Here is a 12815-nt window from a genome sequence, read left to right as displayed (position 1 = left end):
AAAACTAACTATTTTTAGTATGTTCAACAATAAAAATTGCGCAATGATAAAGTCTCTACTTCACTCCAAATTTCAAATTTTGACCGTATCCGCTTTAGGCATCTTCTTAATGGCCTCCTGTGGTTCATATCAAACAGCTTCATACTATGATGATGATGGAATCTATTCCAACAACAACAGAACAGTTCGTGTGGAAAAAAAATCCGCTGAGGCCGTAAGAATAAAAAAGCAGGAAAGTGATGTTTACGGAGATTACTTTGGACAAAAGGCAAACGAATATGATGAATTTCTAGAGGACGAAATTTTTACTGATGTAGACAGCTATTCCAGTAATATTGAGAATGATAGTATTCCGCTAGGTGAACAGACAGATTATTTTGCAAATAACAATTCTTATAATGGAAACCCTGGTTGGGGAGACAATCCAACAAACGTATCAATAAATGTCTATGACAACTGGGGCGGTGGCTTTGGTTGGGGCGCTGACCCATGGCTATGGAACAACTGGGGCTGGGGTGGCTTTGGTTATGGCTGGGGCTGGAACAACCCTTGGAGATGGAATCGCTGGGGCGGTGGCTTTGGCTGGGGCTGGGGCGGTGGCTTCGGTTGGGCCGGTGGCTGGGGTTCTCCCTATTGGGGCGGTGGCTTTGGTTGGGGCTGGGGCGGTCATTATCGTTATGGCTGGAACAGAGGATACAATAGAGGCTACTATAACAGAGGTTATGCATACAATAGAGGTAGAAGAGGATATTCCAATACTGTAATTCCTGGAACATCACTTCGTGGAAGGTCTAATTTGGCCTCAAGAAGAAGTGGCTATTCATCAAGATATAGAACTAATGCCAATGCTGGGCGTTCCAATGTAAACCGAAGCGCATCTGCTGGCAGAAGCTCTAGAACGTACCGAAGCGGAACGACTGCAAGAAGATCTGTTAGTGCAGATGCCATTGCAAGAAACAGAAGCTATAGAACAAGTAGAAGTACCAGGACAACTCCAAATGTAAATAGAAACTCCAGAACATATCGTTCTTATGGAACTTCCCCGTCTACAAGAAGCAGCGGTACATACAGGAGCGGTAGTACAAACAGAAATTCTTCTTCTGGATATAGAACTTCAGGAAGAAGCACTAGAAGTTATCAATCTTCAGGTAGGACTGCACCACGCAGTAGCAACTACAATAGATCCTCTGGCAGCTCAAGGAGTTCCGGAAGTTACAGGAGCAGTGGAGGTAGCCGAAGCTCAAGAAGTAGTGGAAGTTATAGAAGCTCAGGAAGCAGCTCAAGAAGTTCTGGTGGAAGCTACAGAAGTTCTGGAAGATCCAGTAGGTCTTCCAGTGGTTCAAGATCATCATCTAGCAGGAGCGGAAGAAGGCAATAAATCCTTAAAAATTTACTGTAAAAACTAAATCACGAGAAATGAAAAGAATTTCAACTTTCATAATGGTATTGGCATGCACAGTTGTAAGTGCTCAAAACATAAATGATGTATTACGTTATAGCACTGAAAACATTCAGGGAACAGCAAGGTTCCAATCTATGAGTGGAGCCTTTGGTGCCTTGGGAGGGGATTTATCCTCTCTAAATGTAAATCCAGCCGGTTCTGCTGTTTTTAATCACAGTCAGTTTACCGTTTCTGGCTCTAATTACAATAGAAATAACGATGCCTTTTTTGGAAACAGTCTTCGTAACACCGATATCAATTCATTGGAATTAAATCAAGTGGGAGGTGTTTTTGTTTTTAAATCTTCAGATAGTCCATGGAAAAAACTCGCATTGGCTTTCAATTATGATTTAGTACAAAATTTTGATGATGAATTTGTTGTTTCTGGAAATACAACTCAAGGTATTGACAACTACTTCTTAAATTTTGCCCAAGGACAAGCTCTTGGCCCGCTAAGAGTTCAGCAAGGAGAATTTATAGAAGATGCTTATTTAGATATAGGTTCCAATATTGGTTTTGGGGCGCAACAGGCCTTTCTAGGGTTCCAATCTGGCATCATAGAACCAACTGCGGATGATGACACCAATACTTCCTACTTTTCAAATGCACAATATAGCAATGTAAACCAGGAGTATTTACAAAGCACTACGGGCTACAACAGCAAGTTTACTGTAAACTTTGCCGGACAATACCAAGAAAACCTTTATTTAGGAGCCTCTTTAAACTTTCATACAGTACTATATGATAGATTGACCTTATTGGATGAAGATGGTTACGACCCTGATTCCCCAGTACAGTTTACCACATTCGATAATTTACTTCAAACAGAAGGCTATGGTTTTTCTTTTAGTTTGGGTGGTATAGCAAAATTGAACGATAACATTCGTGTAGGTGCTAGTTATCAATCCCCTACTTGGTATGAATTAACAGATGATACATCACAACGTATTAATTCCACATTGGCGGAGCAGGATATTGATTTTATCAATTTCAGAATTGTCAATTTGTTTGAAGAGTACAGAATAAAGACTCCATCCAAACTTACGGGAAGTGTAGCTGTTGTTTTTGGAAAAGATGGCTTGTTAAGTTTTGACTACGGATATCAAGACATGTCACAAGCTGAGCTTCAACCTACTACAGATCCTAATTTTGTATCAGAAAATGATTTTATAGCTGCTCAACTAGGTGTTGTAAACACGTATAGACTTGGTGGAGAATATCGTATTGATGAAGTTAGTTTACGCGCTGGATATAGGTACGAGAGCAGTCCTTATGAAAATGGAGATATTGTGGGTGATTTAAACGGATACTCTGGAGGTATTGGTTATAATTTTGGTGGAAGCAGATTAGATTTAGCGGTTAATAGAACCGAACAGGATGTAAACACCTTATTGTTTGATGCCGGAATCAACAGTTCCGCTATGATAAATAGAATAAATACCAATGTTACTCTAGGGTATACTCTGAAGTTCTAAGGTATATAAAAAACGAAAATAAAAGGCCGGAGGAATCCGGTCTTTTTTGATTATCGTACTAAAGAAAAATGCCTTCTAACAGAACGTGCCACAACCACTCCAGAATCATCGCGGTCATAGTCTAAACGAAACCAATAGTCAGAAGATGGCAACTGTCTACCATTAAAAGTACCATCCCAACCTCCTGTTATATCCAATTCTTTTAATAGTTTTCCATAACGATCAAAGATAAAAACCGAGGGATCTGTAAGGGTTTCAATCCCCAAGACATTCCAATTGTCATGTATACCATCACCATTAGGGGTAAAGAATTTTGGGTAACCAACCACTAAGAAGCGAAGAGGCTCTGTAATACCGCAACCATTTTTATCATTGATAATAACTGTATTTTCACCTGGCGGTACATCAAAAAACTGTGGGTCATCTTGAAATTCCCCACCATTGATAGCGTATTCATAATCCCCATCACCAATGGGAATAATTTCAATGTTATATGGATCGGTTTGATCACTATTGACCAAGTCATCTATTACATCTACAAAATCCAGTTCTGGTACTCCGTAGAAAGTGATAAGGATATCATCTGTGATAACAGTGGCTAAGGTAGTCTCAATGGTCACTCTATATCGTCCTGAATTGGGGCTGGTAACCGTAAGTTCCGTCTCTGCAGGACCACTTGCCAAAACTGTTTCGTACGTACCATCGTCATCTGCATCCAATTCCCAAGTAACATTTGCTACAGCAGGGCCGGCCGGAGAATTCAAAGCACTCAATACAATATCTGGATCACCTTCACAAGCAATGATATCCAATCCCAAGAATTCATCGCGCAATGTACAATCTAAAGCAGTATTCTGATCAGCATCAACAGAACTTCCTGTAAATCTCAGCTCAAAAGGCTCTGCATCTCCGTCAAAGTTTGTATTGTAATTATTTATAAATAGGTAGTATATTTCTCCTGCAGTAACATCTAACCATTCATCATAGGTATTCTGACTTCCGATTACAAATGGCGCACCTAATCTCCCATCAGCAAAGTTTACCCCAACTCCGGTATATCCTGTATCATTTACTTCGTAATTACAACGTATAGGTTGTGCCGAACCATTGCCAACTAGAGTACAAAAATTTTGTCCCGTAGTTTGGTCAAAAGGTCCATATAGTGCAAAATCCAATTCTGATGTAACAATTCCTCCCGGGGTAACAGGAAGTGCTTGAATGTCAAAACCAATCTGCCCATCCGTTCCCGCTCTAAAAACATACCAAGAAGTGTTGTTTTCAATATTGGCAGAGCTTACACTGCCTTTTTCCAAACAACCTGATTGTACTATTACATCGGGGTCAAAATCATCAATATCACCGCTTCCGTCAGTAGTTGACAAAATGGGCATATCTGCACAAACGGGAATGGCCGTTCTACAATCTGGGGAGTTTTGAGCATTTGCTCCAATGGAAAATAGAAATAAACAACAGATAGCGCTAAATAGAGCTCTCATAGAATTTTGGGGCTAAAGGTTATTCTGTAATCTACCTTGTATAACTGCCCAAAACACTGTTTTATTATTTTTCAACCGAAAAATAATACAGTTAATCGATAAAATGCACAATAAACTATCTTCTTAAGGAGAAATGGTTCTGCAAATACTTGGCATTTATCCTGTTTCCGCTGTCATCTAAATAGGATAATTTGAACCAATAATCTGTGGATGGAAGCGGTCTTCCGTTAAGACTACCGTCCCAACCAGCACTAAATTCCGTCATTTCTTTTATGAGTTTACCATATCGGTCATAAATAGTAATAATGGGGTCATTTAATTCTGAAAGTCCTTCAACCTGCCAAGTTTCATTAAGTACATCTCCATTTGGCGAGAAAATAGGCGAGAATCCCACTATAACAATATTACTTTCCACAGCTTCGCCACAACCATGAATATCCCTCATGGTCACCTCATGTGTTCCACCCTGCACACCTTCAAAAACATTACTTGTTTGAAACGCCCCGTCATCCAAACGGTATTCAAAATCACCATCAACCTCCGTGATTACCGTCAAGGTGTTGCTTGATTGCAAATCCTCAATTTCAATATCTGATATAACAGGTAAGCTAGAGGTTTGAACACTTACCATTCTCTGTGACTCACAATTTAATCCATTGGAAGAATTAGTGACTGTCAACGTATATTCCCCATCTTGAGAAACAGATATACTTGGTGTTTGTTCTCCAGTACTCCACAAATAGGTATAACTGGGATTAGGTCTGGTCTCCCCTATTACAACTCCACTGGAATCCTCACAAATAGTCACTTCTTGTGAAAAAGTAAGTTCTGGAGATTCAATAGCATCAAAAACGAAACTTTCAGAGGCATCATAACAATTAGGGTTTGCTAAAGAGGTTGTTCTTACATAAATGATTTCTTGCCCTGAACTCTTTTGGTATTGTTTCATCAAGGGATTTATGCCCGCTGCAGCGTCTACTGGAGAACTATGATAACTAACAATATAGCTATCTGGATTCTGTGAGCCAAGCGCCTCCAAATCCTTTAACTCTAAATCAAAAATCATATCTGCGGTATGGCACACAACCTCGTCCATCATTGTTTCTGTAACTGGCACCGTATTAAAAGCTACTTGAACATCACTAATAACGGTACCGGTTGGAGTTGTTACCACCGTACGATACATTGCAGAGTTTAAAACGTTTAATGTTGACGATACAGCTCCAGCTATTGGTTGAAACCCACTACCAGTATCATTATACCACTCATAAGCCGTTGCTCCAGAAGTAGTAGCATCTAAAATAACAGTTTCATTCTCGCAAGCGGCAATTGGAGGGCCCAATAGGTTGTTTATTATGGAACAGTCTAAGGCGTCATTTGGATTGGTCGCCCAAATATTTCCTGTAAATTGAATGGAAAAGCCAGAATTTAAGTTGCTAAAATTATTGATCAGCAAATAATAGTCTTCACCAGGATTTACATCGACCCAGTCTTCATAATGAACAGAATCTTCGTCACCGGTAGGATCTTCCCCCACACCAATGAATGTTTTAAAATCACTATTATCAAAGAAATTGCAACGAACAGGATCTCCTAAACTACCACAACTACTGGCTCTATACAATGCAAAATCCCAATCCTCGGTACTGTCATGGCCAATATTAAAACCTAATTGCCCAGAGGCTGCAGTCCTAAACCTATACCATACTGAGTTGGATTCTATAGTTCCGGAAACGGTTTGTTCCAGACAACCACTGGAAGTAGCTCCGTTGAAGTCATCTGTACCAAAACCATTGGCACCAGCATTTATTGGGGTATTATTACAAATAGGAATAGCATCGGAACATTCTGAAGTAACTTGAGAATGAGCCATTTGGCAAAAGAAAACTACCGCTAAAACCTTAGTCAACAATTTCACCATAAAGGGTTGTAAGTTTGGGTGTTATAAAAATAAATCAGCTTTTGCCTTAACAATAATTTATGTTGTCAAACTACCTATACCAGATGTTAAATAGGGTATTAATGTATATCTTTGCTTCTTGAAGAAATACGAAATGAAACTAGAGCAGGCTTTGGAAGAACAGTATGAAGAAAGAGGCAACGACCACGTTGGCTCTTCAACAGAAACCCCAATTAGGGAAGATGCCTTTGTATTAAGTGAAGATGAGAAGATTGAGCAGATACAGAAAAGTGTAAGGGAAATCATGTTGACCCTTGGTCTTGATTTAGATGATGATAGCCTTAGCGGCACGCCAAATAGAGTGGCCAAAATGTATGTGAAAGAGATTTTTGGTGGACTTCATCCTGATAGAAAACCAAAATCCTCAACTTTTGATAATAAATACAAGTATGGAGAGATGCTGGTTGAGAAAAACATTGTTTTGTATTCAACCTGCGAACACCATCTACTGCCCATAATAGGGAGAGCCCATATTGCCTACATTTCCAATGGAACAGTTGTAGGCCTTTCAAAAATGAACCGTGTAGTCGATTACTACGCAAAACGCCCGCAAGTACAAGAAAGATTGAACATCCAGGTTGTCAAAGAGCTTCAAAAAGTATTGGGAACAGAAGATGTTGCTTGTGTCATAGATGCAAAACACCTATGCGTAAATTCTAGAGGAATACGTGATATTGAAAGTAGCACTGTCACGGCAGAATATGGCGGAAAATTCAAAGATGAAGCTGTAAGAAGAGAATTTCTGGACTACATCAACCTAGATACCGACTTTTAAACATTAGTTTTTCAATGCAACTTTATAAGAACCAAACCCTAAAAGTACATAACTCACTTTCAGGAAAGAAAGAGGTTTTTCAACCTATAAATGAAGGCCACATAGGCATGTATGTCTGTGGACCAACAGTTTATAGCAATGTTCATCTGGGAAACTGCCGTACATTCATGTCTTTTGATATGATTTTCCGATATTTTAAACATTTAGGCTTTAAAGTACGGTATGTACGTAATATTACCGATGCCGGACATTTGGAAAATGATGCGGATGATGGAGAGGATAAAATTGCTAAAAAGGCAAAACTAGAGCAAATTGAACCAATGGAAGTGGTTCAACGGTATACTGTTGATTTTCATAATACACTCCAACAATTCAATTTTTTGCCACCCAGCATAGAACCCACAGCTACGGGCCACATTATTGAACAAATAGAAATCATAAAAGAAATTCTTGAAAAAGGTTATGCCTATGAGGCAAATGGTTCTGTTTATTTTGATGTCATAAGGTTTAACGAGAGTAATGAATATGGCAAACTTAGTGGAAGAAAGCTGGAGGATATGATTGCCAATACCCGTGAACTTACTGCTCAGGATGAAAAAAGAAATCCACAAGATTTTGCCCTTTGGAAAAAAGCAGAACCGCAACACATTATGAGATGGCCTTCTCCCTGGGGAGATGGTTTTCCTGGATGGCATTTGGAATGTACCGCAATGAGCACAAAATACCTTGGCGAAACATTTGATATTCATGGTGGTGGAATGGATTTAAAATTTCCACATCACGAATGTGAGATTGCTCAAGCAGAAGCCAGTAAAGGAAAGTCCCCGGTTAAATATTGGTTGCATGCCAATATGCTGACCTTGAATGGAAAAAAAATGTCCAAATCTACTGGAAACAATATCTATCCGTCAGAGATTTTTTCTGGTGAAAACGATATCCTAAGCAAGGCGTATGCCCCTTCAGTTGTTAGGTTTTTTATGATGCAAGCGCATTACACCAGTATTTTGGACCTAAGTGATGATGCTCTCCTTGCTTCCGAAAAAGGATATAATCGTTTAATGGATGCCATGGAAAATCTTCAGAACCTTAGCACTGAAACCAAATCTGATTTCGACGTTGGTACTTGGCAGCAAAAATGCTATGATGCCATGAATGACGATTTTAATACACCCATCCTTATTGCACATCTTTTTGATGCCGTTAAACACATCAATCTAATCAAAGAAGGTAAAGAAAGTATTACCGAAGAAGATAAAACCTTACTTCTAAATACATTGAACACCTTTGTTTATGATGTAATAGGACTGGAAAATCAATCAACTGTAAAGAACGATTCCAATGCATTGGGCGGTGTTATGGATTTATTGATTGAACTGCGAAACCAAGCTCGCGCCAATAAAGATTTTGCCACTTCTGATCAGATAAGGGACAAATTGGCTGCTTTGGGCATTCAGCTTAAAGATGGAAAAGACGGCACTAGTTTTAGTATAAATTAAACAGATCAATCATACTGAATAAAAAGGAATGTCGATTAAAAAAATCCTTATTGCTCCTTTTATTCTCTTGGTAAGATTATACCAGCTTTTAATTTCGCCATATACCCCAGCCACATGCAGGTACTCCCCTACTTGCTCTGCGTATACCCTTGAGGCCTTAAAAAAACACGGCTTGTTTAAAGGAGGATGGTTGTCCATAAAACGGATTTTCAGTTGCAACCCTTGGGGTGGTAAAGGATACGACCCTGTTCCATAGTAGAATCCTATTTTAACACGAGAGCATGGGCTAATGCACCATTAAAGCTGAACTTCCAAAAATCAAGTTAATCTAACTTGGCAACCGGCCAAAACATTTATCTTAGCCCAAAAATTTTACACATGTATTTCCTAGGCTTTAATTGGAATCCAGATGGCACCCTGTTTAAATTGGGTTTTATCCAGATTAAATATTACAACTTACTCTGGATTGCAGCTTTTGTTGTGGGGTGGTATATCATGAAGCGAATCTTCCTGAACGAAAAAAAATCGATGGAAAAATTGGATTCCCTTTTTATCCATGGCGTGGTATCCATAATGTTAGGAGCGCGCTTGGGACATGTCTTTTTTTATGACTGGGACTATTACAAAGACCATTTGTTGGAAATCCTATTACCCATTAGAGAAAGTGCAAACAAGTCCTTGTTTGGGTTTATAAACGGTTACGAATTCACAGGTTTTACTGGATTGGCAAGCCACGGTGCAACCATAGCGGCCATTATTGGTGTATGGCTGTATTGCAGAAAATGGAAAGATATAAAAATGCTTTGGTTGCTTGACAGAATGGTGGTTGCTACTGCCATTGGAGCTGGTTTTGTAAGATTGGGGAATTTTTTCAATTCAGAAATAAACGGAAAAATTGTGGACAAATCTTTTGCTCTGGCCACACGTTTTATAAGAGACTCGGATGATATGCCTGCTTACAAAGCAATGTCTATCACTAAAGAAAAGACTGCAAGTGCCGCCTATAAAGCAATTGAGAACAATCCAGAATTTTCAAGTGTGTTAGAATCAATTCCATATAGACATCCGGCACAATTATATGAAGGTGTTTGCTATCTTTTTGTGTTTGCAGCATTGTATTTTTTATATTGGAAAACAGACAAAAAAGATAAGACAGGCTATCTGTTTGGTTTCTTTATGGTAGGGCTTTGGACCATTCGTTTCTTTGTGGAGTACTTCAAGAAGAGCCAAGGAGGTTTTGAGGAATCATTGGGGCTTCTTTCTACAGGACAATGGTTAAGTATTCCAATGATTCTAGTAGGAATATATTTTATGTTTAGACCAGGTTCAACCAAAACTGCTACCTAGAATGCGAACACTTTTTACAATCTTGTTTATTCCTGTTCTGTTATTGCAATCATGCAAGACAGAATCCAAAAAGGAAATAAAAACTGAGGCTATCAGCTTTACCAAAGAAGGGGTTCTTACCATTTTAAAACAAGAAACCGATTCTATATTAACCCACTTGGATATTGAAATTGCAGAATCTGAATATGAAACACAGACTGGATTAATGTATCGTGAATCCATGCAAGACAATCAAGGAATGCTATTTATTTTTCCTGATGTTGCCATGCACTCTTTTTATATGAAGAACACACAAATTGCTTTGGATATCATTTACATCGACGAGAATTTAAAAATTGCCAGTTTTCAGAAAAATGCCCAGCCTTTTAATGAAACTGGGCTTTCTTCCAAGGTTCCAGTAAAATATGTGCTAGAAATTAATGCAGGCCTTTCAGAAAAATTGGAATTGGATATTGGTGATACCATATCCTTCACTAAAGAATAGATGTCACTTTACTTATTAGAAAATCAAACATCAGAACGATTAGTGTTTAGAAGGTTTATACCTTCAGATTTTGATTGTTGGATGCCTTTCTATGAAAACCCATTGTCCACTAAATATTGGGATGGGTTGCCCACTGATCCCTTAGTTGCTTGCAAAGAACAATTTGCACGAATTTTTGAGCGTTATGAAATGCAGTTGGGCGGCATGAACGCCCTTATTCTAAAAGAAACAAACCAGCTAGTTGGCATGTGTGGACTTTTAGTTCAAAATGTTGATGAAGTTGAAGAATTAGAGATAGGTTATTCTGTTTTACCTGAATTTTGGCTGCAAGGCTTTGCTTTTGAGGCTGCTCAAAAATGTAAAGACTTCGCTTTTGAAAATAACTTTGCAAACTCTTTGATATCTATAATTCATGTGGATAACACACCTTCACGAAAAGTTGCCATTAAAAATGGTATGCGTTTGGACAAAACTACCAACTACAAGGACAATCCCGTTCACATTTTTAGGGTAAATCAGGGATAATCTTTATTTTCAGTTTCATTTAATCCAATTCTGGATATTGATAATTGAATGAGTCAAACTAAAAACTACGCCATCCTCATCAACAATAAATCCCAAACCAAAAGTTTGGTGCAAGATTTATTAAGGAGCTCAGGTATTGAAGAATTTAAAGAACTACACAATAAAAAAGGGTCGCTTTTTTCAAGATCCGAGATTGAACGTTTCATGGATGAAGAAGAACGGCACGACACTAAAATTATAACGCGAGGAATTTCGCAATCTTTAAAGTCCATGAGCAGTGGAGAACAAAAAAAAGCCCTGCTTAGGCATTTGCTGGAGCAAAAACCCGATTTTTTAGTACTAATCAACCCCTTTGACAATCTAGACATTGCCACCCAAACCAATTTAAAAGAACAATTATCATCCATCTCCAAAAACACCAGTTTGGTGCAACTGGTAAGCCGTTCAAACGATATTTTACCAATAACCACGGACTTCTTCAAATTAGATAGAAATAAATTATTCTCTTATGTTTCGCCAAAAACATTCTGGAAACAGCACAAACCAACCTCCATTCAATTCATTGAAACAATTCCACCGCCAATTGAACCATCAGAAGTTGAGGATGTCCAGCTTATCAATTTCGTAGACGTATCCGTCAGTTTTCATGGGCGCCAAGTGCTGAACAACATCAATTGGACTATTAATAAAGGGGAATTCTGGCAGCTTATTGGGCCAAACGGTAGTGGAAAGACCACGCTACTATCCATGATTACAGGTGATAGTCACAAAGGATATGGACAAGATCTTACTTTGTTTGGCCAAAAAAAGGGAAGTGGAGAAAGTGTTTGGGATCTAAAAAACAAAATTGGGTATTTTACTCCGGCTATGACGGATAAATTTAGAGGGTACCATACCACAGAAAATATGGTTATTTCAGGGTTTTATGATTCGGTAGGACTTTATACCCGTCCATCTGATCAAGAAAAACGTTTGGCGATCCAATGGTTAAAGCTTTTACAACTCTATGACAAAAGAGATGCCCAGTTTCTGGAGCTGACCAACGGTGAGAAAAGATTGGTCATGACAGCAAGGGCAATGGTAAAACATCCCCCACTATTAATCTTAGATGAGCCTACCGCTGGATTAGATGATATCAGTGCAGCCTTGTTTATTGCTTTGATCAACAAAATTTCTCAAGAAAGTGAAACAACCATCATTTTTGTCTCCCACAGAACTGAGGTTGGATTAAAGCCACAATTTGATTACATTCTAACTATGAACAAAAATGGTTCCACCGGAAAAGTAACAAATCATGCGAATAGTTGAAGCTAAAGTATCCGATGCAACTTATATAGCCCTTTTAGCCAGAGTTACCTTTACAGAAACGTTTGGTCATTTCTTTACCGATAAAACAGACTTGTACCAGTATTTGGATCAGACCTTTGGCGTTCAAAAAATTCGTAATAGCATTGAAAAACCGAACAATATTTTTTGGCTTGCTTATATTGATGAACTTCCTGTTGGATATGCTAAGTTAAAACTGAACTCCCCATCAAAATTTATTGTTGCGGAAAATGTGTGCCAACTTCAAAAAATATATGTCTTGAAAGATTTTCTATCCAAGAAAGTTGGTCACTCACTACAAAATGAACTGCTGAGTAGAGCAGCTATGAGCAACTCCGAAAAAATTTGGTTGTCAGTTCTAAAAACTAATGCTAGGGCTATCAATTTCTATGAAAAAAATGATTTTGAAATCGTTGGCGACCATGATTTCCAAATAGGAAAGGAAAATTTTAAGTTTCAAGCAATGGCCAAAAATTTAATTTAAATCGAA

12 protein-coding genes are annotated in these 12815 nt (G+C 38.5%); 10 read left to right on the top strand and 2 right to left on the bottom strand.

All coding sequences use genetic code 11. The features are described from left to right. Nucleotides 1-43 precede the first annotated feature (43 nt). Both LV704_RS13440 and LV704_RS13435 read left to right on the top strand, forming a co-directional pair. Nucleotides 44-1378 (top strand): hypothetical protein, encoded by a 1335-nt coding sequence (locus tag LV704_RS13440; protein WP_163423244.1) that lies wholly within the window; start codon nucleotides 44-46, stop codon nucleotides 1376-1378. Between the two features lie 38 nt (nucleotides 1379-1416). Beyond that, nucleotides 1417-2916: an OmpP1/FadL family transporter gene (locus tag LV704_RS13435; RefSeq protein WP_163423245.1), complete on the top strand. Its 1500-nt coding sequence runs from the start codon at nucleotides 1417-1419 to the stop codon at nucleotides 2914-2916. Nucleotides 2917-2966: 50 nt separating this feature from the next. Here the strand turns inward: LV704_RS13435 and LV704_RS13430 are convergent, their stop codons facing one another. Together LV704_RS13430 and LV704_RS13425 are read right to left on the bottom strand one after the other, a co-directional pair. Continuing rightward, a complete protein-coding gene (locus LV704_RS13430) occupies nucleotides 2967-4412 on the bottom strand; it encodes a T9SS type B sorting domain-containing protein (RefSeq protein ID WP_163423246.1) in 1446 nt (481 codons plus the stop codon). A gap of 115 nt (nucleotides 4413-4527) precedes the next feature. Next, a complete protein-coding gene (locus LV704_RS13425; protein ID WP_163423247.1) occupies nucleotides 4528-6333 on the bottom strand; it encodes a T9SS type B sorting domain-containing protein in 1806 nt (601 codons plus the stop codon). Nucleotides 6334-6466: 133 nt separating this feature from the next. Between LV704_RS13425 and folE the strand changes: the two genes are divergently transcribed. The 8 genes from folE to LV704_RS13385 all read left to right on the top strand — a co-directional run bounded on the left by folE (nucleotide 6467) and on the right by LV704_RS13385 (nucleotide 12809). Further along, the gene (folE, locus tag LV704_RS13420) at nucleotides 6467-7147 is read left to right on the top strand and encodes a GTP cyclohydrolase I FolE (RefSeq protein ID WP_163423248.1); all 681 of its coding nucleotides are present in this window, start codon (nucleotides 6467-6469) and stop codon (nucleotides 7145-7147) included. A gap of 14 nt (nucleotides 7148-7161) precedes the next feature. Continuing rightward, on the top strand, nucleotides 7162-8643 hold the full coding sequence (gene cysS / locus LV704_RS13415) for a cysteine--tRNA ligase (protein ID WP_163423249.1): 1482 nt from the start codon (nucleotides 7162-7164) through the stop codon (nucleotides 8641-8643). A 28-nt stretch (nucleotides 8644-8671) separates the two neighbouring features. Beyond that, entirely contained in the window at nucleotides 8672-8899 is a 228-nt protein-coding gene (gene yidD / locus LV704_RS13410; protein WP_163423250.1) for a membrane protein insertion efficiency factor YidD, read from the top strand. A gap of 122 nt (nucleotides 8900-9021) precedes the next feature. After that, entirely contained in the window at nucleotides 9022-9990 is a 969-nt protein-coding gene (gene lgt, locus LV704_RS13405; protein ID WP_163423251.1) for a prolipoprotein diacylglyceryl transferase, read from the top strand. 1 nt (nucleotide 9991) lies between these two features. Next, complete coding sequence (locus LV704_RS13400) at nucleotides 9992-10474, top strand: DUF192 domain-containing protein (protein ID WP_163423252.1); 483 nt, start codon at nucleotides 9992-9994, stop codon at nucleotides 10472-10474. Beyond that, nucleotides 10475-10999, top strand: a complete 525-nt coding sequence (locus LV704_RS13395; protein WP_163423253.1) for a GNAT family N-acetyltransferase — start codon at nucleotides 10475-10477, stop codon at nucleotides 10997-10999. A gap of 48 nt (nucleotides 11000-11047) precedes the next feature. After that, entirely contained in the window at nucleotides 11048-12307 is a 1260-nt protein-coding gene (locus tag LV704_RS13390; RefSeq protein WP_163423254.1) for an ATP-binding cassette domain-containing protein, read from the top strand. Then, entirely contained in the window at nucleotides 12294-12809 is a 516-nt protein-coding gene (locus LV704_RS13385; protein WP_163423255.1) for an N-acetyltransferase, read from the top strand. Before LV704_RS13390 ends, LV704_RS13385 begins: the two co-directional genes overlap by 14 nt. The last annotated feature ends 6 nt before the right edge of the window (nucleotides 12810-12815 follow it).

Source organism: Flagellimonas sp. CMM7 (assembly GCF_021390195.1).
Classification (GTDB): Bacteria; Bacteroidota; Bacteroidia; order Flavobacteriales; family Flavobacteriaceae; genus Flagellimonas.
This window is presented reverse-complemented; position numbering and strand designations above follow the sequence as displayed.

Bases quoted from the DNA above. Each gene is read 5' to 3' on its own strand.
- LV704_RS13440 (WP_163423244.1), top strand. From the start codon at position 44: ATGATAAAGTCTCTACTTCACTCCAAATTTCAAATTTTGACCGTATCC.
- LV704_RS13435 (WP_163423245.1), top strand. From the start codon at position 1,417: ATGAAAAGAATTTCAACTTTCATAATGGTATTGGCATGCACAGTTGTA.
- LV704_RS13430 (WP_163423246.1), bottom strand. From the start codon at position 4,412: ATGAGAGCTCTATTTAGCGCTATCTGTTGTTTATTTCTATTTTCCATT.
- LV704_RS13425 (WP_163423247.1), bottom strand. From the start codon at position 6,333: ATGGTGAAATTGTTGACTAAGGTTTTAGCGGTAGTTTTCTTTTGCCAA.
- folE (WP_163423248.1), top strand. From the start codon at position 6,467: ATGAAACTAGAGCAGGCTTTGGAAGAACAGTATGAAGAAAGAGGCAAC.
- cysS (WP_163423249.1), top strand. From the start codon at position 7,162: ATGCAACTTTATAAGAACCAAACCCTAAAAGTACATAACTCACTTTCA.
- yidD (WP_163423250.1), top strand. From the start codon at position 8,672: ATGTCGATTAAAAAAATCCTTATTGCTCCTTTTATTCTCTTGGTAAGA.
- lgt (WP_163423251.1), top strand. From the start codon at position 9,022: ATGTATTTCCTAGGCTTTAATTGGAATCCAGATGGCACCCTGTTTAAA.
- LV704_RS13400 (WP_163423252.1), top strand. From the start codon at position 9,992: ATGCGAACACTTTTTACAATCTTGTTTATTCCTGTTCTGTTATTGCAA.
- LV704_RS13395 (WP_163423253.1), top strand. From the start codon at position 10,475: ATGTCACTTTACTTATTAGAAAATCAAACATCAGAACGATTAGTGTTT.
- LV704_RS13390 (WP_163423254.1), top strand. From the start codon at position 11,048: ATGAGTCAAACTAAAAACTACGCCATCCTCATCAACAATAAATCCCAA.
- LV704_RS13385 (WP_163423255.1), top strand. From the start codon at position 12,294: ATGCGAATAGTTGAAGCTAAAGTATCCGATGCAACTTATATAGCCCTT.